Annotated in this window: 20 protein-coding genes; 10 read left to right on the forward strand and 10 right to left on the reverse strand. The window is 66.5% G+C overall.

Annotation, left to right across the window (positions count from 1 at the left end; all coding sequences use genetic code 11):
* Nucleotides 1-386: 386 nt before the first annotated feature.
* Both AD89_RS0111635 and AD89_RS0111640 read right to left on the reverse strand, forming a co-directional pair.
* A complete protein-coding gene (locus tag AD89_RS0111635; RefSeq protein ID WP_025779055.1) occupies nucleotides 387-1,079 on the reverse strand; it encodes a fasciclin domain-containing protein in 693 nt (230 codons plus the stop codon).
* A 154-nt stretch (nucleotides 1,080-1,233) separates the two neighbouring features.
* Nucleotides 1,234-2,811 carry a molybdopterin-dependent oxidoreductase gene (locus AD89_RS0111640; RefSeq protein ID WP_025779057.1) on the reverse strand — a complete coding sequence of 526 codons (1,578 nt, stop codon included), beginning with the start codon at nucleotides 2,809-2,811 and terminating at the stop codon, nucleotides 1,234-1,236.
* Between the two features lie 109 nt (nucleotides 2,812-2,920).
* On the opposite strand from AD89_RS0111640, the gene AD89_RS0111645 reads away from it, so the two are divergent.
* The 4 genes from AD89_RS0111645 to AD89_RS0111660 all read left to right on the forward strand — a co-directional run bounded on the left by AD89_RS0111645 (nucleotide 2,921) and on the right by AD89_RS0111660 (nucleotide 6,103).
* Entirely contained in the window at nucleotides 2,921-3,424 is a 504-nt protein-coding gene (locus AD89_RS0111645) for an OsmC family protein (protein WP_025779059.1), read from the forward strand.
* Between the two features lie 231 nt (nucleotides 3,425-3,655).
* Nucleotides 3,656-4,348: a trimeric intracellular cation channel family protein gene (locus AD89_RS0111650; protein ID WP_025779060.1), complete on the forward strand. Its 693-nt coding sequence runs from the start codon at nucleotides 3,656-3,658 to the stop codon at nucleotides 4,346-4,348.
* Between the two features lie 21 nt (nucleotides 4,349-4,369).
* Nucleotides 4,370-5,197 (forward strand): hypothetical protein, encoded by an 828-nt coding sequence (locus tag AD89_RS0111655; protein WP_035320605.1) that lies wholly within the window; start codon nucleotides 4,370-4,372, stop codon nucleotides 5,195-5,197.
* A gap of 45 nt (nucleotides 5,198-5,242) precedes the next feature.
* Entirely contained in the window at nucleotides 5,243-6,103 is an 861-nt protein-coding gene (locus AD89_RS0111660; protein WP_025779063.1) for a PPK2 family polyphosphate kinase, read from the forward strand.
* A gap of 64 nt (nucleotides 6,104-6,167) precedes the next feature.
* Here AD89_RS0111660 and AD89_RS0111665 read toward each other — a convergent pair whose 3' ends face one another.
* Both AD89_RS0111665 and AD89_RS0111670 read right to left on the reverse strand, forming a co-directional pair.
* Nucleotides 6,168-6,590, reverse strand: a complete 423-nt coding sequence (locus AD89_RS0111665; protein ID WP_025779065.1) for an OsmC family protein — start codon at nucleotides 6,588-6,590, stop codon at nucleotides 6,168-6,170.
* Between the two features lie 59 nt (nucleotides 6,591-6,649).
* The gene (locus tag AD89_RS0111670) at nucleotides 6,650-7,219 is read right to left on the reverse strand and encodes a cysteine hydrolase family protein (protein WP_035320623.1); all 570 of its coding nucleotides are present in this window, start codon (nucleotides 7,217-7,219) and stop codon (nucleotides 6,650-6,652) included.
* 94 nt (nucleotides 7,220-7,313) lie between these two features.
* On the opposite strand from AD89_RS0111670, the gene AD89_RS0111675 reads away from it, so the two are divergent.
* Nucleotides 7,314-8,651, forward strand: a complete 1,338-nt coding sequence (locus AD89_RS0111675; protein ID WP_025779069.1) for an MFS transporter — start codon at nucleotides 7,314-7,316, stop codon at nucleotides 8,649-8,651.
* 67 nt (nucleotides 8,652-8,718) lie between these two features.
* Nucleotides 8,719-9,471, forward strand: coding sequence for an MOSC domain-containing protein (locus tag AD89_RS0111680; protein WP_025779071.1), 753 nt, complete (start codon nucleotides 8,719-8,721; stop codon nucleotides 9,469-9,471).
* 75 nt (nucleotides 9,472-9,546) lie between these two features.
* Here AD89_RS0111680 and kynU read toward each other — a convergent pair whose 3' ends face one another.
* Nucleotides 9,547-10,839: a kynureninase gene (gene kynU / locus AD89_RS0111685; protein ID WP_035320606.1), complete on the reverse strand. Its 1,293-nt coding sequence runs from the start codon at nucleotides 10,837-10,839 to the stop codon at nucleotides 9,547-9,549.
* A gap of 256 nt (nucleotides 10,840-11,095) precedes the next feature.
* On the opposite strand from kynU, the gene AD89_RS0111690 reads away from it, so the two are divergent.
* Nucleotides 11,096-11,521: a VOC family protein gene (locus AD89_RS0111690; protein WP_025779075.1), complete on the forward strand. Its 426-nt coding sequence runs from the start codon at nucleotides 11,096-11,098 to the stop codon at nucleotides 11,519-11,521.
* Between the two features lies 1 nt (nucleotide 11,522).
* Here the strand turns inward: AD89_RS0111690 and recQ are convergent, their stop codons facing one another.
* Nucleotides 11,523-13,358 (reverse strand): DNA helicase RecQ, encoded by a 1,836-nt coding sequence (gene recQ / locus AD89_RS0111695; RefSeq protein WP_025779077.1) that lies wholly within the window; start codon nucleotides 13,356-13,358, stop codon nucleotides 11,523-11,525.
* Between the two features lie 235 nt (nucleotides 13,359-13,593).
* Nucleotides 13,594-14,805 carry an MFS transporter gene (locus tag AD89_RS0111700; protein ID WP_025779078.1) on the reverse strand — a complete coding sequence of 404 codons (1,212 nt, stop codon included), beginning with the start codon at nucleotides 14,803-14,805 and terminating at the stop codon, nucleotides 13,594-13,596.
* 269 nt (nucleotides 14,806-15,074) lie between these two features.
* On the opposite strand from AD89_RS0111700, the gene AD89_RS18540 reads away from it, so the two are divergent.
* The gene (locus AD89_RS18540; RefSeq protein ID WP_155807425.1) at nucleotides 15,075-15,551 is read left to right on the forward strand and encodes a Rieske (2Fe-2S) protein; all 477 of its coding nucleotides are present in this window, start codon (nucleotides 15,075-15,077) and stop codon (nucleotides 15,549-15,551) included.
* Nucleotides 15,552-15,553: 2 nt separating this feature from the next.
* Here AD89_RS18540 and AD89_RS0111715 read toward each other — a convergent pair whose 3' ends face one another.
* The 3 genes from AD89_RS0111715 to AD89_RS0111725 all read right to left on the reverse strand — a co-directional run bounded on the left by AD89_RS0111715 (nucleotide 15,554) and on the right by AD89_RS0111725 (nucleotide 17,654).
* A complete protein-coding gene (locus tag AD89_RS0111715) occupies nucleotides 15,554-15,928 on the reverse strand; it encodes a hypothetical protein (protein WP_025779084.1) in 375 nt (124 codons plus the stop codon).
* A complete protein-coding gene (locus AD89_RS0111720) occupies nucleotides 15,925-17,025 on the reverse strand; it encodes a serine hydrolase domain-containing protein (RefSeq protein WP_025779086.1) in 1,101 nt (366 codons plus the stop codon). Before AD89_RS0111720 ends, AD89_RS0111715 begins: the two co-directional genes overlap by 4 nt.
* An 86-nt stretch (nucleotides 17,026-17,111) precedes the next feature.
* Nucleotides 17,112-17,654: an ArsR/SmtB family transcription factor gene (locus AD89_RS0111725; RefSeq protein WP_025779088.1), complete on the reverse strand. Its 543-nt coding sequence runs from the start codon at nucleotides 17,652-17,654 to the stop codon at nucleotides 17,112-17,114.
* Between the two features lie 124 nt (nucleotides 17,655-17,778).
* Here AD89_RS0111725 and AD89_RS0111730 point away from each other — a divergent pair, with 124 nt between their 5' ends.
* On the forward strand, nucleotides 17,779-18,615 hold the full coding sequence (locus AD89_RS0111730) for an HdeD family acid-resistance protein (protein WP_025779089.1): 837 nt from the start codon (nucleotides 17,779-17,781) through the stop codon (nucleotides 18,613-18,615).
* 35 nt (nucleotides 18,616-18,650) lie between these two features.
* Nucleotides 18,651-21,296 carry a trehalose-phosphatase gene (gene otsB / locus AD89_RS0111735; RefSeq protein WP_025779091.1) on the forward strand — a complete coding sequence of 882 codons (2,646 nt, stop codon included), beginning with the start codon at nucleotides 18,651-18,653 and terminating at the stop codon, nucleotides 21,294-21,296.
* The last annotated feature ends 48 nt before the right edge of the window (nucleotides 21,297-21,344 follow it).

The raw sequence follows: 21,344 nt of genomic DNA on the forward strand, positions 1-21,344 counted from the left end.
AGTGTTCGGCTCTTGACGATTCGCAGGACAACGGCCATGAGGATGCGGGAGTGCGTGGTGAACAGCTCTTCGAATGCGGACCGGTCGCCCTCGGCGATGCGGATCAGCAGGGCTCCGCCGGGGTCGGCGGTATCCGCCGGCTGGTGATCAGAGCTCATTGCCCAATCATGCCATGCATGCAGAAACCGATCACACCTTTCCCAGGTGAGCGAGTCGAACGAGGTGCGCGCAGCGGTCGGGCCGTGCGCTGCCGAGACGGTCAGCCGGCGTTCGTACGAAACCGCCGGGACCGTCGAGGAAGCGAATGCGGCCGGGAGCCGATCCTGGTGCTGCTGATCGATTCCCGGCCGCTGCATCGTGATGCTCTCTCGCTGTGGAGGTTCCGGTCACTTCTCCGGCATCATCACGGCGTCGACCATGTAGACCGTGGCGTTGGCGGTCTTGACTCCGCCGCAGACCAGTCCGGCATCGTCGAACTTCATGCCCTCGCCCTCACCGGTCACGGACACCTTCGAACCTTCGACGGTCTCGTGCTCACCGGCGATCTCATCGGGGGAGAGCTGACCGGGGATGACGTGGTAGGTCAGGACCTTCGTCAGCTCGTCCGAGTCCTTGGCCAGGGCGTCGAGGTCGTCCTTGGGCACATCGGCGAAGGCGTCGTCGACCGGGGCGATGACCGTGAACTCGTCACCGTTGAGGGTGTCGACGAGGTCGACATCGGGATTGAGTTCGCCCGAGACCGCCTTGGTCAGGGTCGTCAGCATCGGATTGTTCGACGCGGCAGTGGCCACCGGGTCCTGGCCCATGCCTTCGACGGATCCGGCTCCGTCCGGGTTCGCCTCGGCGTAGGCCGAGCAGCCCTTGCCGACGAGGTCGGCATCGGCCATGGAGGAGTCGCCGGACTCGTCGGGCATTTCGGACTCGCTCGAGTCAGCCGGCTGGGATTCGGAGTTGGACGATTCCGAGCCGGAGTCTTCGCTGCCGGATCCGGAATCCATTCCGCAGCCGCTGAGGGCCAACAGGCCGATGGCGCCGGCCGAGAGGATGGTGGCGGTGCGTGTGCGAAGCAGAGTCTTCATTGTTCTTCTCCTTAGAAACAGTGATGCGGATGATCCCACAGCTGTGAAGTGGTCTCCATTGCTCGCTGTGTACTGAGTATTCGGTGCGGTTTCGGGTTCGGATGGGTGGATGGGGAAGAAATATGAGAATTTCTTCGCCGAGGCGGCTGCGGGCTCATTCGACGCGGAACTGGATGTGGTGGTGCCCGGTGGCCGAGTTCGGGATCGACTCCCGACGTTTCGAAGTCTGCACCGTGCCGTCCTTGTCCGTGGCACGCACGGTGAGGGTATGGGAGCCCGCAGCCACCTCGGCGAATTCGGCCCGCCACTGCCGCCAGGTGTCGATCGTGACCTCCGCGGCCAGATCCGCCTGCGTCCATTCACCGTCGTCGAGCTTGACCTCGACACGGTCGATCCCTGAATGCTGCGCCCAGGCGGTTCCGCCGACCTGGATGTCTCCGGCCGGGACCGTGGCCAAGGGCCTCGGCACCTCGATGCGGGAGGCGACGAGGATGGGCGCCAACGCATCCCACCCACGGTCGGTCCAATAGGCGGTCTTCTCATCGAAGCGGGTGACCTCGAGTTCGGTCACCCATTTCGTTGCGGAGACGAAACCGTAGAGCCCGGGAACGACGAGGCGGGCGGGGAAACCGTGGATCGGGGTGAGCGGTTCGCCGTTCATTCCCACCGCCAGCAGGGCGGCGCGGTCATCGGTCAGCGCACCGAGCGGAGTCGAGGCGGTGAATCCGTCGAAGGAATGGGAGAGGACCATATCGGCATCAGCGCTCGGGCGGGCTCGGGCGAGGAGTTCGCGCACCGGATAGCCGAGCCAGGTCGCGTTGCCGACGAGTTCCCCGCCGACGGGGTTGGACACGCAGGTGAGCGTGATGTGGTGTTCTTCGAGCGGCAGATCGAGGAGCTCGTCCATCGTCAGGGTGACTTCGTTCTCGACCATGCCGTGGATGCGCAGGGACCACTGCTGCGGGTCGATGACCGGTGGTGAGAGCACGGTGTCGATGCGGTAGAAGTCCTTGGCCTCGGTGACGAAGGGGACAGTGCCGTCGAGGTCGGTGCTCGCGGCCGCGGGGATCGCGGCCGCCTTCTTCGCGGGGGTGGGCAGAACCAGTTTGGCGATCGCGGCACCGGCGTCCTGAGTCAGCGAGACAACGGTCTGACCAGCGGCGATGGTGACGGCTCCGATGGCGCCGACGGCTCCGGCGAGGCCGAAGAAACGGCGGCGGCTCAAGGGATCCGACGTCCGCGAACCGCGCGTGACATCGGCACGGTCGGCCGCCTCGGCGGGGGATGTCGGTAGGCCGAGACGCAGCAGCAGGATGAAGCCCGTGATGCCGACCGCGAAGCCGATGAGCGCGGGGACGAGGTCGAGGGCACCCGCCTCGGGGCGGATGATGATGACGATGACCGGGACGAGCCCGGCGACGATCAGCAGCGTCGTGGCCAGACGCCGGCGGGAGGCGGCCAGGGCTCCGATGAGACCGGCGAGGACGATCGCACCGAGTCCGGTGGAGAGGACGAGGACGAGCTTGTCGTTGTCGCCGAAGAGGGCGATGACGGGTTTGATCGCCGCCGGGGGAGCCAGGGGGATGATCGCCTGACCGAGGGTGAGCAGGGGTGCCGCACTCGGGGTGAAGGCACGCGCGATGAGGTCCGCGAGACCGAACATCATGACGGTGGCGACGATGCCTGCCACGGCGCCGCGGAAACGGTGGGTTGCACGGGTTGTCCGATTCATAGTGATCATTCGGAGCCGCGGGCGCGGTGGATGGGTCTGTGCGCTTTCGTTACTGACCATTCACTGAATCGCCAGTGACCTTGTTGCGCGCCTGTCGTAGCATGGTGCAATGACTGAGAACCCCGGATACGCCCAGCCGCAGGCTCCGACCGGAGATGCGGATGAGCCGAAGAACCCGAGTGCGCCGATCTACACCGCGAAGGTCGAGAACCTCGGCGGCACCTCGGGCGAGGTGCGCGTCGAAGACGGCCAGACCCTGCCCACCGCCCCGACCTCACGCGTCGAAGAAGGCAACAACCCGGAACAGTTCCTCGCCATGGCCTGGTCGACCTGCCTCGGCGAAACGCTCAAGGTCGTCCTCGCGGTCAATGACATCGAAGCGCTCTCACGCGTGCGCGTCGAGGTCGAACTGCATAACGAACCCTCCGGCAATGGCTTCTACTTCGCGCCGAAGGCGTTCATCTCCATCGAAGGGGTCTCGGACACCGACGCCGAGAAGTACGCTGCCCGCGCCCACGCTCGCTGCCCGATCTCCAAACTGCTCCTGGGCAAGGGCACCCCGGTCGTCGAGATCGAACCCTACAAGAACCCGGACAACTTCCAGCTCAGCTGAGTTCGCCGCCCGCCTCGGCGGAGGAAGAGCCCCCGACCGTCACGGTCGGGGCCCCGTCAGTTCGCACTCGCGCTTTACCTGTCGGACTCCGCGGCAACCTCGGCGGCGATCTGCGCCAACTGTACGGCCGCCTCGGCGGGGAAGAAAGGTCCAGGGGGCCCAACGGCGGATTACAGTGGCTGGTAGGACGCTCGGCACCGGACCGGGCACGGAGCGACGAGAGGAGCCGAGGTGGAGACGAACTTGCAGGAGTTCCTGTTCCTCGCCCTCGACCTCACCGGCACCTTCGTCTTCGCAGTCTCCGGAGTGCTGCTGGCCGCCCGCCGCGATTTCGACATCACGGGCGGACTGGTGCTGGGCACGATGACGGGAATCGGCGGCGGAATGATCCGCGATGTGCTCCTCGACCGGGTGCCCAACGCCATCGGCCAACCGATCTACCTCGCCCCGCCGGTGATTGCGACCCTGCTCATCTACATCATCGGCTCCCACATCTCCCGCGCACGGATCTGGATCGTCGCCTTCGACGCGATGGGCCTCGGCCTCTTCAGCGTCACCGGAACGACGATTGCGCTGTCCGCTGGGACGAACTATCCGGCGGCGCTGCTCATGGGTGCGCTGACCGCGTGCGGCGGCGGACTCATGCGCGACGCCGTGGCCAGTGAGGATCCGGCGATCTTCCGCGGCACCGACCTCTACCTCATCCCCGCCCTGTTCGGTTCGGGACTGACGATCATCGCCGAGGTGACCGGGCTGTTGGGTGCCATCGCCTCACTCATCATCGCGGCCGCCGCCTTCGGCTTCCGCATGCTCGCCTGGAAGCTGCAGTGGCGGGTGCCGCAGCCGATGCGGCAATGGTCGTACCGGGACACCAGTCGTCGAGTGAAAAAGAAGCTGCCGTCGGTGTTCCGGAAACCGGACTGAGGGTTGTGCGACGATGGCTCTATGAGTGATACGCCGGTTGGACCACACCCGCCCGGGCCGCCTCCGCAATACGAGGAGGAACCGGTCCCGACGTGGACGCGCGACCTTCTGCGGCTTCTCGTCATGACGTTTGTCGGCATCCTGTTCTTCACCCTCCTGATCTTGCTCGCTTCGACCGGCCGGATGCGGCAGCAGAACTTCGTTCCGGTCGAGGCCGACGGTGTCTGGGCGGGGATTTGTGCAGGAATGATGGCTTTGTTCTATCCATTCGTGTTTATCGAGCACAAACGCCGGGACGACGGATTGCGGCGCAACGGTCTGATCCCGTTGACCCTCCTCGGTGTCGTGTGCAGTGGCATCATCGTGACTCTTGTGACGATGACGTGGCCCTTGATCATTGGTGATCGGGCTGGTGCCGGAACTGTCGCTGCCGAGTTGAGCTCAGATCCGGGCGCCGTTTTCCTCGTCCTGTGCTTCTTCGTCGGCGGCATGGCATGGAGTATGTGCATGCTGATGCCGATGGTGATCGGCGGTTTCAAAGTGGCGCTGTGCCTCCTGGTGCCTTTCCTCGGATTGGTCCTTCTCCTGGGGTTCGCTGGTCTCCAGGTCTTCGACAATCCACCCAGCTTCGGAACGACGGTCCTCTGCGCCGCAGCCGCAGTCTCGGGGCTGGCAGGATTGACAGTGCTTGCGGCTCTGCGCAATGTCATCGACATGCCGAAGCCCCAGAGGACCGTAGCCGACCGCGAAGTGGACTACCAGCGTTTTACGGAGGATCGGCGTCGGCGTGGACTGACGAATGAGAACCCGCTGCCGGGCATCGACGGACCTCAGCCGCCTCGGCGGTGAGCTGCCGGTATAGACGCGGCCATTCCCACCTGGAAAGATGAACGCATGAGTGAGCCGAGAAGCAACTGGACGACCGACCCCGCACCACTGCTGCGCGCCGGGGAGGGATTCCGCCTCGGCGAGGTCGACCAGCAGTCGACGCCCGGCTACGACGGGGACAAGAAATCGGGGAAGAAGGATCTCGAGGCGCTGTCGACCGAGCTGAGCGATCTGCAGGAGCGCCTCTTCGCCGCGCACCATGACGAGGACTCCGGGCCTGCCGTTCTCCTTGTTCTCCAAGCCATGGACACTGCCGGCAAGGGCGGAATCGTTCGTCACGTCGTCGGTGCCGTCGACCCGCAGGGCGTCGAACTCGCCGCCTTCAAGAAGCCGACCGAGGAGGAGCTCGCCCACGACTTCCTCTGGCGCATCCGTCCGCGCGTGCCCGGGCCCGGCATGATCGGGGTCTTCGACCGCTCCCACTACGAGGATGTGCTCATCGGCCGCGTCCGCGAACTCGCCGACGCCGCCGAGATCGAGCGCCGCTACACAGCAATCAACGACTTCGAAGCCGAACTGGTCGCGGCAGGAATCCGGATCGTCAAGGTCATGCTCCACATCTCCCCGGACGAGCAGAAGGAGCGCCTGGCCGAACGCCTCGACCGGCCCGACAAGTACTGGAAGTACAACCCGGGAGACGTCGATGAGAGACTCCTGTGGCCGGACTACATGGGCGCCTACCAGGCAGCCTTCGACCGCACCTCCACCGAGGCGGCCCCCTGGTTCGTCGTCCCGGCGAACCGGAAATGGTACGCCCGGCTGGCCGTGCAGCGTCTGCTGCTCGATGTCCTCAAGGACATCGACCCGCAGTGGCCCGCCGCCGATTTCGACGTCGAGGTCGAGAAGAAACGGCTCGCCGACAGCTGACGATCACGTCTGCACGGAACGACTGGCCGCCTCGGCGAGGCATCTGCCTTGACGAGTCAGGACGTCAGTCGCGACGGATGCTGAAGTCGACCTTCGTTGGGTGTTCGACGGTGCGCGAGACCGTGCAGTACTTGTCGTGGGAGAGCCCGACGAGGCGTTCGATGCGGGCATCGGCCTTCCGACCCTCCTCGTCGTCGGGGAACTCGAGATCGAAGTCGAGGTGGACGTTGTCCACACGGGAGGCACCGTCTTCGTCGATCTTGTCTGCGGTCGCGGTGACGTCGAACTTCGTGGGTTCGGTGTGACGGCTGGTCACGGTGTCGACGTCGATCGACGAGCAGCCGGCGACGGCGGCCAGGAGCAGTTCGACGGGGGTCATGAGGCCCTCGCCGCGACCGAATTCGATGCTCGCTCCGCTTGGCGCGGTGGCGCGGTAGTGGTTCTCGGCGATGCGGGTCAGTTCGATGCTGCGGGTGTCTTCACTCATGCCCTAATGATGGCAGATTTGCGGGCTGCCGAATGGCAGGGTTTGAGGAGCGGAGGCGATCACGGTCTGGCGAAGTCGACCTCGCTCGACTCCTGGACCCGTGCCTGCCGGCCGGGACCGGATTCGAACTGCCAGTACAGGTTCGTGTGGGACACGACCTGCTCCGGAGGGGGAGCGCCCCACTCGGTGAGATCCTCGGTGGTGTGGGCGTCGGTGACGAGGGTGACGTCGTAGCCGCGGGCGAAGCCGCCGTGGATGGTCGAGCGCACGCAGGCGTCCGATTGGGCACCGGTGACGACGAGGTGGCCGACGTCCTTGCCGGCGAGCACCTCCTCGAAGTCCGTGTCCTCGAAAGTGTTGCCGTGGGTCTTCTCGATGATGGATTCGCCGTCGGCGGGGGAGAGCGTGTCAACGATCTGCCATTGCGGGGAATCGAGCGGCAGCTCACCGGAGCTGTGCCGGACCCAGACCACCTCGGTGCCGGTGTTCCGGGCGCGGTCGACGAGATCCGAGATCGTGGAGATGACCTGATCGGAGTTCCAACTGGCCTGCATCACCCCGTTCTGGACGTCGATGACGACGAGGGCGGAGTTCGGACGAGTGGATGACGGCGGCTGAGCGGTGGGCATATGATCCTCCTCGATCAAGGATCATTGTCCTCGCTCCGATCCCAGCAGGCAAGAGCGCGGCGCCGGTCTGTTCTGCGGGTGTGAGAATAGGCGGGTGAGCGATTCCTCCGAGATCTCCGGCGACGAGGTGGGCGTCGGCAAGGTTGGCGCGGGTGCGGGCAGAGCGGGTGGCGGCAGTGCCGCGGGTCCGCGCCGTTTCAGCGTCCTGCGCAGCTGGAAGACTGCGCCCTATCTGGTCGGGTCGGGTACGGCGATGATGGGCGACAACATCGAGCACGTCATCACCTACTGGGTGCTGTGGCAGAAGTTCGAATCCCCGGCGCTCGTCGGGTTCCAGCTCATCAGCCATTGGCTGCCGTTCCTGCTGCTGTCCGTCTATGCGGGATCCCTGGCCGAACGTTTCGACTGCCGCCGCCTCATCCAGATCGGGCAGATCATGTTCATGGTCGTGTCCCTGTGCTGGGGGATCCTCTTCCTCACCGACTCCCTGCAGCTGTGGCAGGCCTGCGTGCTGCTCGTCATCCACGGACTCGCCGGTTGTCTGTGGGGTCCGGCCGAACAGATGATGCTCCATGACTTCGTCGATCGGACAGAGCTGCCGAGCGCGGTCCGCCTCAATGCGACGTTCCGCAGCCTCGGCATCCTCTTCGGTCCCGTCGTCGGCTCCGCCCTGCTGCTCGGCGTCGGCTCCACATGGGGCATCTTCATCAACATCGTCTTCTATCTGCCGCTGACGACCTTCCTCATCCGCACCCCCTTCACCGGACATCTGCGCAGCGGAGGGGTGCGCACCGCGCGGACGACCCTCATCCAGTCGCTGCGGGTGCTCATCGATGTCCGCCACAATCGTGCGATCGTCGGCATGCTGTTGTTGGCCGCGCTCGCGTCGACGACGATCGGGGCGGTGCTGCAGACGGCGATGCCGGTGTTCGGCGACATCCTCAACCCGGTCGGCGGGGACAGCGACTTCACCTACGGTGTGCTGCTCTTCGCCATGGGCGCCGGCGGGGTGCTCGGCGGGTTCGGGCTCGAGGCGACCGGGTGGATCAAGGCCGTCCCGGCTGCGGCGGCACTGGCCGCCTCGGCGATGGGCCTGAGCGCACTGCTCTTCGCCCTGACCTCGCACCTGTGGGTGGCGGTCATCCTGCTCGTCATCGCCGGGGTCTCGAAGATCACGGCCGAGTCGACCGAGATGGCCATCATCCAACTAGAAGCGCCGCCTGAGATCCGCGGTCGCGTCATCGGCTCCTATGCGACGTTCGGCCCCGGCATGCAGACCTTCTCCGGAGTCACCGTGGGAGTGCTCGGCACGATCGCCACGATTCCCGGAGCCGTCATCATCGGCGGCACTGTCCTGGGCATCGGTGCGGTGGCCATCGGTACCTACGCCATCACAGGAGGCGGCAACCCCCATGCCCCAATTGCTACCTGACGGCGGCGCAGCAACCTGGCGCCAGGTTGCTCCGCCCCCGTCACCTGCTCCAGCGCGGGAATTCGGCGTGCCATCGATCGGCTTCGCCCATATCAAAGGCACCCGGCACGAGGCCCGACCGGGAGCGATCGTCGATGCTCAGGGGCCGGTCGGCGACCGCCCGTTCTGCTTCGTCGATGTCGAGCGAGCGCAGGTGCTCAGGACCGTGCAGAATCCGCGGCTCATCCGAATGACCACCTCACTCGTCGACGACACACTGACGGTCACCCTGCCCGACGGGCGCTCTGCCTCTGGGGTGCCAGCCGGCTCGGGCGAGCGCCTGACCTGCTCCTACTGGAAGCGACCGGTCGACCTGGAACTCACCGACGGTCCGCATTCGGCGCTCGCCTCCGAGTGGCTGGGAAAGTCGGTCCGGCTGGCCCGCGCACACCGTGGGGACGTGATCTACGGAGCTGGCCTGTCGATCGTCACGACTGCTTCGATGAGGGAACTCGCCGATCAGTCCGGTCACCACGAGCTGCTAGATGAGGCCGCCCGCTTCCGTGCCACCCTCGTCCTCGACACGGACGAACCCTTCATTGAAGAGACCTGGCGAGGCAGGGATGTGATGCTGAACGTGCCGGACGTCGGCGCTCTGCGTGTGCAGATCGGGGAACCGATTGCGCGGTGCGCCATCCTCGATCTCGACCCGATCACCGGCGAGCGGGGCAGCAACCTGCTCAAGACGCTCGTCGCCAGCCGCCCGCGGAATGAGGCGGGTGAACCGTACTTCGGGGTCAACGCCGAAGTCATCGAAACCTCTGCGGCTCCGGACACCTGAGTGGCCACGTTCCAACGCAGGTGACGGCGGCCCAGATACCTGGCGCCAGGTTGCTGCGCCGCCGTCAGGTAGTAATCAGGTGACGGCGCCGCGGACTTTGTGAGCGTCTGTGTCCCAGAGGTGGTTGTCGAGGATGTCGCGCAGGGCCTCGACGGTGTCCCACACCTCGGTGAACCCGATATAGAGCGGGGTCAGCCCGAACCGCAGCACCTCCGGTTCGCGGTAGTCGCCGATGATTCCGCGCTCGATGAGTGCGCTCATCACCGCAAACCCCTCCGGGTGCCGGATCGAGACCTGGGATCCGCGATGAGCGTGCTCACGTGGGGTGACGACCTCGACCGGGTGATCGGCCAAACGCTCATCGACGAGGTCGATGAACAGGTCGGACAAGGCCAGGGACTTCTCCCGCACCAGGTTCATGTCCACCCGAGAATGGATGTCGAGGCCGAGCTCTGCCACGGACATCGACAGGATTCCCTGCGTTCCGGTGAGGTAGCGGCGGATGCCATCGGCTGGCTGGTAGTCCGGGTCCATCTCGAAGGGTCGGGCATGCGACCACCACCCCGACAGAGGTTGGCTGAATCGGTTCCGCAGCCCTTCGGCTACCCAGATAAACGCCGGTGAGCCTGGCCCGCCGTTGAGGAACTTGTACGTGCAGCCGATCGCCATGTCGGCACCCGAACCGGTGAGATCGATGGGCAGAGCACCCGCCGAATGGCACAGGTCCCAGATGACCAGGGCCCCGCCAGCATGGATCGCCGAGGTGGTCGTGCCCATATCGAAGAGACGACCCGTCCGGTAGTTCACGTGGGTGAGCACGACGAGGGCCACCTCGTCGGACATCGTCGTCGGGAACCCTGAGGTGACTTCCTCATCGTCGACGAGGCGGACTTTGTATCCGTCGCCGAGCTGTTCGGCCAATCCTTGGAGCATGTAGATATCGGAGGGGAAGTTCTCCCGCTGAGTGAGGATGACCCGCCGGTCCGGGGAGTCCTCGGCCTGCATCTTCAGCGCCGCCGAGGCGGCCTTGAACAGGTTGATCGAGGTGGTGTCCGTGACGACGGTGGACCCGGCCCCGCCGCCGACGATCCCGGCGATCTTCTCACCCAATTTAGCGGGCAGGTCCCACCAGCTGGCGGAGTTCCATGACCCGATGAGGCCGGTGCCCCATTCGTCGGCGATGACGTCCTGGGCGCGCTCGGCCGCGCCTTTCGTGCGGGGACCGAGCGAGTTCCCGTCGAGGTAGATCGTGCCTTCCGGGAGCAGGAAATCGTCGCGGAAATCACGCAGGGGATCGTTCGCATCGCGTTGTTCGCAGTTCGCGCGGGTGATCGCCGAGGTGGTGGAGACCGGGTCAGGAGTCGTCATCGTCGCCTTCCAAGTAATCGAGAGGGCCGGTGGGCCCGTGCGCTTCTCAGGCTACCCCGTCACTTCCCTCCCAGAACTACCTGACGGCGGCCCAGCAACCTCGCGCCAGGTTGCTGGGCCGCCGTCAGGTAGCAGGGTGTTGACTTGGGGTGGGTGTGCGGCGAAAACCAGACTCCCATCGTTCAGCCGTCCGGCTGTCATGGTTCGTCTGGTCTCGCATCCGCTGATGCGTCGCCGTCACTGCAAGGGAGCAGTTATGACCCAGATCTTCGTCAATCTTCCGACCACCGACCTCGAACGTGCCAAGACGTTCTACCAATCCATCGGCGCCGAGGTGGTGCCCGAGTTCACCGATGACAACGCGTCGTGCATCAGATGGACCGATGACATCTTCTTCATGGTCCTCACCCGCGACCATCTCGCCACGTTCACGGACAAGCCGATCGTCGACCCGCACACCGCGGCACAGGCGCTCACCGCTCTGAGTTGCGAATCCCGCGATGAGGTCGACGCAATGCGCGCCTCGATCCTCGACGCCGGCGGCGGGGAGAACAAAGAACCTCAGGACCTCGGGTTCATGTACGGCATCAGCATGACCGACCCCGACGGCAACATCCTCGAGTTCATGTGGATGGACCCGGCGGCCGCCGAACAGGGCCCCGAGGCCTTCGCCGAAGGCTGAGTCAGCCAGCGTGCGCGGCGAGCACTTCGAGCACGGAATCGCCATAGCGGTCGAGCTTCTTCAAGCCCACACCGCTGACCTGGCCGAGTTCGCTGATCGTCGTCGGCTTGACCTCGACGATGCCGTAGAGCGTGGCATCGGGGAATACGACGTAGGCGGGCACGCCCTGCTCCTTCGCCTGCTCTCCTCGCCAGGAGCGCAGCGCCTCGAACAGGGAGGCATCGGCGGGGTCGAGCTCGACCTCGGGGCCGCCTCGGCGACTTGATCCGGCCTTCTTGCCTCCGGACTTCTTCACCGGATCGACGCGCAGTGAGATCTCCTCTTCTCCGCGCAGCACGGGGCCGGCGTTCTCGCCGACCACAAGGACACCGTAGTCGCCATGGGATTCGAGGAGTCCGCGGGCGAGCACCTGGCGGATGACGGTCTTCCATTGGCTCTCGGACAGGTCGTCGCCGACGCCCCAGACGCTCAGACTCGCATGGTCCGAGGCCCGGGAACGGTCGTTGTCGTTGCCGCGCAGCACGTCGATGACCTGGCCCGATCCGAATCGCTGCCCGCGTTCCCGGTCGAGGCGGATGACGGCCGACAGCAGCTTCTGCACGGCGACGGTCGCGTCCCAGGTCACCGGGGGTGTCATGCAGGTGTCGCAGTTGCCGCACGGGTCTGATTCCTCATCGAAGTAGCGCAGCAGCTGGACACGGCGGCAGTCGACGGTTTCGCAGAGGGCGAGCATCGAGTCGAGGTGGCTCATCTGGCGGCGTTTGAACACCTGGTCGCCCTCGCCGGATTCGATGAGTCGGCGTTGGGAGACGACATCGCCGAGGCCGTAGACCATCCACGCGTCCGCGGGCAGTCCGTCACGGCCGGCTCGCCCGGTCTCCTGGTAGTAGCCTTCGACCGATCGAGGCAGATCGAGGTGGGCGACGAAGCGGACATCGGGTTTGTCGATGCCCATGCCGAAGGCGATGGTGGCGACCATGACGATGCCGTCCTCGCGGAGGAACCTCGCCTGGTTCTCCGCCCGCACCTCGGAGGGAAGCCCTGCGTGGTACGGCAGGGCCGTGAGGCCGCGGGCGACGAGTGCTTCGGCCAGCTGATCGACCCCGCGCCGGGACAGACAGTAGACGATGCCCGAATCCCCGGGGTGTTCGGTGGTGATGAAGTTGAGCAGCTGCGATCTCGCCGAGGCTTTCGGCTCGATCCGGTAGGTGATGTTGGGTCGGTCGAAGCTCGCGACGAAGTGCTCGGCATCCTGGAGGTGGAGTCGTTCGGTGAGTTCGGCGTGGGTGGCCGGAGTGGCCGTGGCCGTCAGGGCGATGCGCGGGACGTCGGGGAATCGTTCGGCCAAGACGCCGAGTCCCAGATAGTCGCTGCGGAAGTCATGGCCCCATTGGGACACGCAGTGGGCTTCGTCGATGGCGAACAGGGAGATCTGTGCCTGCTCGAGCAGCCGCATCGTCCGCGGCAGGACGAGACGCTCGGGGGCGAGGTAGAGCAGGTCGATCTCTCCGGCGAGCAGCTGCTGTTCGACCTGCTGGGCGGTGTCGAAATCGAGGGACGAGTTGAGATAGGCAGCCCGCACACCGAGGTTCTCCAGGGCCGCGACCTGATCGGCCATGAGCGCAATGAGTGGGGAGATGACGACACCTGTACCGGGCCTGACCAGGGCAGGAATCTGATAGCACAGGGATTTTCCGCCGCCGGTGGGCATGAGTACGACCGCATCCCCGCCGCCGACGACCTGGTCGACGATGGCCGCCTGCTGACCCCGGAACTCCTCATAGCCGAAGACATCGTGGAGGACATCGAGGGCGGAGGTCGTGGCTGCGGAGGTCATGGCACCCACCCTAGTTCACGCCACGGACTCGCATATCCGGGGGACGTACCGTCGCGTGAAACCGTGCGGCGAGGAGGGCCGCAGAGAGCCGAGACCGAGGTTTCGGGTCAGGTCGGCTGAAGGTGACCGTGTGTCAGAGAGGCTTGGCCGGCGGGGCGAATTCTCCTCGATGCGGATCTCCACTCGTCCTCAACCTCGCGCTCTGCCCACAACCACACCACACTCAACCCCGTGCTCAGCGCGCGGCGAACCTCCGGGCCGCGACCAGCCCGACCACGCAGACCGCCGCCACCCCCACAGCGAAGACCGTCGTCGCACCCGCCAGCCCGGCGATCGAGGCGAGGAGGCCGGCGCCGATCGCAGGAACGGACATCGACAGGTAGGCGACGACGAAGTACGAGGTGGTCGCCTCGGTGCGTCGCTCCGGCAGGGTGGCTGCGGTGATTGCGCGCATGCCTGTCATGAAGACCAGCCCCTGGCCGATGCCGGCGAGCACCGAGGAGACGACGAGCAGCGACAGCAGTGCGACGGAGAGAGCGGTGATGAGCGCGGCCATGCTCAGGATCATCGCGAGACTGCCGACGATGATGAGGGTGCGATCGGCGAGGTCGCGGAACATCAGCTGGGCCGCGGCGGAGGAGCCGAAGAGGAGGAAGACGACCGTGCCGATGAGCGCCGCGGATTCGATCTGCAGGGTCTGTCCCATGAAATTCGGAGCGATCGCCGAATACAGCCCGCAGACGGTGAAGCCGGCGAGAGCGCCGGGCGTGGCCGCGGCGAAGATCCGCCGTGACTCGGGCGGAATGCCCGGCAGCTGCAGCCGCAGCGAGGCGGGGCTGGGCACCACTCGATCGCGCACGATGAGCAGGGCGAGGCCGGCGATGACGAGCGTGATCGCATTGATGAGGAAGGGAGTGAAGAGCGGCCCGGGCAGGAACCTCGCCGCCAGTCCCGACATGAGGATGCCGAGTCCGAGTCCACCCATGTTCGCGGCCGTCGCGAGTGAACCCGCCAGACGGTCCCGCCCGGCCGGTGCGTTCTCGAGCACGGTGACCGTGGCCGTGGCCGTGAAGATTCCCGCCGCCAGGCCGGAGAGGATGCGACCGGTGTAGAGCAGACCCATGTGTGATCCGATCATGAACAGCACCGCCGAGGCGACGGAGAGGACGACTCCCGCTGCGAGCATGGGCCGCCGTCCGAGGGCGTCGGAGAACCGTCCGAAGAGCACGAGGGCCGCGATCACTCCGGCCGCGTAGATCGCGAAGAGAATCGTCGTCTGCGTGCTGCCGAAGCCGAAGGCGGCTTCGTACTGAGGGTAGAGCGGCGTCGGCAGGGTCGTGCCCATCATCACCACTGTGAACACGTACGCCGAGGCGGCCAGCCCCCACCCCGTCGCGGCGCTCCGTTCCAACTGCCGTTCGTTCGGCGACACCGTCTTGTCACTCATTGTCGTTCCGCCTCTCATCAACCGGCCCCGTATGATCGCTCTGGCGGCTGACCCCGATCATCGGTGAATCATCGCGGGCGCTGTACCTCACCTCATCGCGGCGGTCCGCCGATTCCTCCGCTGTGATTCTCTGCGGGATTCTTCTCCAAGGATTCGCCCAGGTGATCTGCCGGTGCTTTGCGGGGTTCGAGCCGTGAGTGATTGTACGCTTGAACACGGATGTCCATGCCGCCGTGTCGGCATGCAGCCGCGACGAGGAGCAGATTCCGATGGACACGAGCACGCACAGCCCGGATACCGCAGACCGGGCCGGACCCGCGAACCCGAGCCGACGCCGTCTGATGCGCACGGCCGGGGTGGCCGGAACGGCGGCGGTCATCGGATCGTCGGCGGCGGTCACCTCGGCGTGTTCCTCGGATGAAGGCGGTGCGCAGGGGCAGGAGTCGACTCCGGCGCAGGAGGCGACCGTGGCCGTGGCCGACGTTCCCGTCGGATCGGGCACGGTCATCGACGAGAGCTACGTCGTCACTCAGCCGCAGGAGGGCGAGTTCTTCGCCTTCACCTCGGTGTGCACGCATCAGGGGTGCCAGGTCAGGGAGGTCACCTCCGAGGCCATCATCTGCCCATGCCACGCCTCGCAGTTCTCGGTCTCCACCGGTGAGGTGATCAGCGGGCCGGCCGAGGAGCCGCTGCAGAGCTACGAGGTCTCCGAGAGCGACGGGACACTCACCGTCAAGGGCGGCTGAGCTCAGAGGAAGAGCCCGGGAACGACGAGGGCGCCGGCGATGAGGAGCGCGAGCAGGGCGGAGAAGCCGAGCCCGCTCGCTTCGTTCCGGCGGGCCTTGGCATCGTCGGATCGCCACGGCAGGTCCGCCCAGACGATCGCAGCCCGGAAGACGGAGACGACGATGACGAGCATTCCGGCCAGCCAGACGTAGATGAACCAGCCCTCCCAGCCTCCGAACGGTGTGATGAGGCGGATGAGCAGCACGAATACGACCGCCGTGACCATCCCCGAGAGCAGCCCGATCCGGGACGCTGCGCGGGGAGCTCGCCACGCGGTGAACGCACCCCAGGCCACGATGAGGGCCCCGATGACAGTAGAGACGAGTTCGGGACTCATGAGCGTTCTCCCTTCGTCGAGACAAGACTCGCGGCCTCATCGACGTCGTTGGCTGAGTCGTTCAGGACGATGATGCCGCCACCGCTCTCTGTGTCGAATCCGAGGTACGACCGGTACCCTCCGGTGCCGCCGTTGTGCCAGGTGATGGTCGAGCCGCCATGCGTCGTCGTGAACCACGCCCAGCCGATGCGGTCGTCGTCGAAGTCGGCTCGAGGTTCGGCCGCCTCGGCGCCGGGGGCACTTTCGTCGCGTACTGCCCGCAGCCAGATGGACATGTCGTGCGTCGTCGACCGGATCGCCCCGGCCGGTGCCGACCCGCCGAGCGTCCACAGTGCGGCGGGCAGTCCCGAGGCCGTGTATCCGTGGGACAGCCCCTCAGCGGAATCCGGGACGAAGGTCTCCTCCATGCCCAGCGGTTCCGTGATCCGCTCGCGGACGAGGTCCGTATAGTCCTGACCGGCCGCCTCGGCGAGGGCTTGGCCGAGGACGGCGAACCCGTAGTTCGAATACTCGGGTTCCGGTTCGCCGACCTCCACGTCTTTGAGGCTCGCCACGATGTCCCCGGCGTCCCCGCGGTACGGGTCGGTGTGGATGTAATTCGACAGCACGCTCATCACTCCGTCGCTGAAGCTCGGAGCGGGTTCCTGGGAGGGCAGCCCCGACCGCTGCATCGCAATCGACTCGAGCGTCACCTCGGCGACCTTCCCGTCCAGGTCCGGCCAGACTTCGCCGAGGCGGGTGTCCGCCTTCACCTCGCCCCGGTCGATCGCCTCGGCGAAGAGCGCGGCCGTGAACGTCTTCGTGATCGATCCGATCTCGAACTCGGTGTGCTCATGGGCTCCGGTGCCCGCGAAAGTCACTTCGTCGCCGTCGACGCGGGCGGCCGCCACGTGCTGCCAATGCCGGCTGCCGAGTGCGTCCTCGAGCTCAGCAATGAGCTCGGGATCCCCGGTAGGCGCGCCCTGGAAACCGCGCGGCCACGGGGTGATCGCCGCGAGCACGGCGGCCGTGAGTGAGGCAGCAAGCAAGGCAATCCCCACTCGCCGAGGCGGCCGTCCCGCGGCCGCAGATGTGCGGTGGTCGTCGGTGACGGTCATCGTTCCTCCTGGTCAGCAGGGGTGGAAAGTGTGGTGGTCGGGTACGGGTCGTGCGGTGGGCGATGGCTCAAGGACGCGAGGTTTCGTCAGTGTGTGCCGATGAGGACGAGGGTGAGTAGCGGAACGACTCGCTGAGCGGGCACCCGCCAGTGTCCGCGGCGGGCGCTCTCTAACCAGCCGGCGCCGGCGAGGGCATGCACATGGTGATAGATCTGCCCGGACGTGCCGAAGCGTTCGTCCTTGCCCAGCTCGGCCACGGTGCTCGTGCCCTCATAGATCGCCTGGAGCAGCTGCAGGCGGACCGGGTGGCCGAGGGCTGCCAGGGATCCGGCCGCCTCGGCGAAGTCGATCTGCGCCAGGCCCGCGCTGCTCAGGCCCATCTGCCACGCCACGGGACCGCTGCCGCCCGGGGGAGTCGTGTACCCGGTGTAGGTCACTCCGCCCTCCTCGCCGAGGTGGTCGACGAGCCCATGCAGCGCCCAGAAGGTCTCCGCGTCGCCCGGCAGTGCGGTCGCCGCTTCGCCTGCGGCGGGCCGCGGTGGCGCGATGGAGGCGGCCGCAGCCTCGAGTTCGGCGACTCGTTGTTCGAGGGCGGAGAGGCGATCGTCTGCCGACGGTGTTGATTCCATGCTTCGATAATACAATCAATACGTAATTACGTAAATACATGAGGCGCAAAGAAGCGCCGCCCACCCGCGCCTGAGTCGACGCTGACCGGACAGACTCAGGCAGGCGACCTAGACTGGTGCCGTGATGAGTACCGAAGAACCGCGCACCGAATCCACGCCCCCGCGTAACGAAGCCGCCCCGCAGGCCATTGCCGCAGCGAGTCGGCTCGGCTGGCCCATGGTCGTGCGTGGAATCCTCGGCGTCGCCTTCGGCATCGTCACCGTCTTCTGGCCCCGCGACGCCGTCAACCCCGCGCAGCTGAGCCTGCCGACCGACGTCGTCGACCACTTGGCCATCGGCTACCTCATCCTCTTCGCCCTGGCCTTGGTCTTCCAGGCCGTGCGCTCGCCGTTGAACGTGCGCACCGCGATCTTCGGCCAGGCCGTCATCGCGATCCCAGCCATCGTCTTCCTCTTCCTCGCCGACCAACCGGCCGAACTGCGCGCTGCCCTGAGCATCTGGGCCCTGCTGCACGGTGCCCTCGAATTCTGGGCCCACCGGCAGCTGCGCTCCCAGCCCATGGCCTCGGACTTCCTCATCGCCTCGGGAGTCCACGTCCTGCTCGGCATCATCCTCGTCTTCGGCGACGGCATGGAAGCCCTGTCGATCCTCGGCTTCACCGGAGCGGCGACCCTCATCGCCGGCGTCATCTTCATCATCGGCGGCTACTCCCGCCTGAGCAAGGGCCGCCAGTTGGCGAAGCGCGGTGCCCTCCCCGAGGAGATCGACACCCCCGCCGAGGCGGCCGAGCCCGCCGACGCTGCCCCCTCGGGTGCCGCTGACGCCGCCGACGATACGAACTCGTCCGATGCCGCGGACACGTCCGACCCAACCGACGCCGCCGGCGAAGCCGATCGCACGGCCGATCCCGAATCTCCCGACGATCCGGACAGCGACACCCCAGTGAAGAAAGAGCCCTGACCGGCACCCGAGCCAACCGAGACACCAGAGGTGAGATGAGCACCGTCGAGCACGAGAGCGCAACCGAATCCCGATTGGCCACCATCGCCGCCTCGGTGAGGTCCTCCGAATTATTGGGCGACCTGGCCGAAGCCAGCAGAGCACTCGACCCCGTCCTCTTCCGGCGCCTCTTCGCGCTCTCCCGCTCCCCATCCCTGCTGGTGGCCACCGACTACGACGGGACGATCGCCCCCATCGTCGACGTCCCCAGCCAAGCCTTTCCCCTGGAGAGCTCGGTCGACTCACTGCGCGCGCTCGCCCTGCTGCCGTCCACCTCGGCGGGGGTGATCTCCGGTCGCAGCCTGCGCGACCTCGCGGCGATGTCGCGCCTGCCCAGGGAGGTCCACCTATTCGGGTCTCACGGCGGTGAGACCGACACATTCACCATCGATACGCTCACCGAAGAGCAGCGGGCGGTCCTCGCCGACTTCCGCGCCGACCTCACCCGCGCCCTGCCGCGCGACGTCATCGAGCATAAGACCACCGGTGCGGCCGTGCACCTGCGCGGACTCGACGAGGCCGGCCGGCGCGAGATCGAAGCCGCCGTCGACAAGCTCGCGGCCGCCCACCCGATCCACCCCACCCGCGGCAAACAGGTCATCGACCTCTCCGTCGTTCCCTCCTCGAAGGCCGATGCGCTGACTCGACTGCGCAGCCAGACCGGAGCGGAAGCCGTCGTGTTCATCGGCGATGACACCGCCGACGAATTCGCTCTCGAAACCCTCGGCGCCGATGACCTCGGGCTCAAGGTCGGAACTGGGAACACGCCCACACACGCCGACTTCCGCCTCGACTCACCGGACGAGGTCTCCACCGTCCTCGGCGCCCTGTTCGAACTGCGCAAGTCCTGGCTCTTCGGCCGTCGCGCCACCCCGATCCAGCGGCACAGCCTCATCGGCAACGGACAATCGACCGCGCTCATCGACCCGACTGGCAGCATCTGCTGGATGCCGCACCCGCTGCCGCACTCGGCGTCGATGTTCTCCGAGATCCTCGGCTCCGAGGCGGCCGGATTCTTCGCCGTAGCACCGGCCAACGGAGCCGCTCCGCTGACGCAGCGCTACCTCGGGAACTCGACCCTGCTCGAGACCCGGTGGGCCGGACTGAGCTGTGTCGACTACCTCGCACCCGTCGACGGGCACAGCGACGACACGATCGTCGTCCGCGTGCTCACCGGCGACACCCCGACCCGCATCCGGTTCGCACCCAGGCTCGACTACGCCACGGTGCCCACCGGCATGACCAGGACCGATGACGGTGTGGCGGTGCTCGGCACTGCGGAGCCGATCGAACTCCACGCCCCCGGAATCGACTTCGACATCGTCGAGAACGGCGACTCCCACACCGCCGAGGCGACCGTCATCCCCTCGCAGCAGCCCGGCGGATCCATCGTCCTCGTCCTCGCCTGCGGGACGGGCACGGGCGACGCCGGATACATGGCTACGGGCGGAGAGCACCATGTGCGCGAACGCGCCCTGAACTTCTGGACGAATTGGGTCGACTCGCTCGCCCTGCCGAGCCACCACCGCGACGAGGTCATCCGCTCCGCGATCACCCTGCGCGCTCTGTGCCACGAGCCCACCGGCGGTGTCCTCGCCGCCCCCACGACCTCTCTGCCCGAAGGCATCGGCGGCGTCCGGAACTGGGACTACCGGTACACGTGGCTGCGCGACGGGTCGATGACCGTCCGCGCCCTGCTCGCCCTCGGTTCCACGGGCGAGGCCGAAGGTTTCCTCTCCTGGCTGTCGGGCATCCTCGCGCGCACGGTCTCTCCCGAGCAGCTCCACCCGCTCTACGCCGTCGACGGTTCGGCCCTGACCACCGAGGCGGTGCTCAACCACCTGCCCGGATATGCCGGATCACGGCCGGTGCGGGTCGGCAACGCCGCCGAACATCAGGTCCAACTGGACGTGTTCGGCCCGGTCACGGAGCTCCTCGACGAACTCAGCGACCACCTCGGCGAGCTGCCCGAGGATTATTGGATGCTCACCTGTCAGATGGTCGAAGCCGTGGGCAAACGGTGGTTCGAGGCCGATCACGGGATCTGGGAGGCGAGGCGTCCGCCGAAGCACAACGTGTACACACGCGTGATGTGCTGGGTGACGGTCGATCGGGCGCTGCGGATCGCGGACCGGTTCGATCGGGAGCCGCCCGGTGCGTGGCGACAGCTGCGCGAGGAGATCGCCCACGACGTGCTCACCCACGGCTACAACGAGGAGGTCGGAGCGTTCACCGTCGCTTACGGTGAGGCGGACCTGGATTCGGCGGCTCTGTTCGTCGGACTCTCGGGACTGCTCGACGCCGACGATCCGAGGTTCGTGTCCACCGTCGACGCGATCGAACGGGAGCTGCGGGTCGGTCCGACGGTCTTCCGCTACCGCTACGATGACGGACTGCCCGGGCTCGAGGGCGGGTTCCACATCTGCACGACGTGGCTGATCGAGGCCTTCATCAAGGTTGGCCGCATCGACGATGCCTGGGACCTGTTCCGGCAGGTCGACGATCTGCTCGGGCCCACCGGACTGCTGTCGGAGGAATACGACCCCGTTGCCGAGATGCACCTGGGCAACCACCCGCAGGCGTACTCACACCTCGGCTATATCCGCGTCGCCCAGCAGCTCGACGCCCACCGCCCGAGCTGAGGGCAGAACCTCTCCATCGAGTCAAGTGGGGTCAGATTGCCAGTTTCG

This window comes from Brevibacterium sp. VCM10 (assembly GCF_000583215.1).
Taxonomy (GTDB): Bacteria; Actinomycetota; Actinomycetes; order Actinomycetales; family Brevibacteriaceae; genus Brevibacterium; species Brevibacterium linens.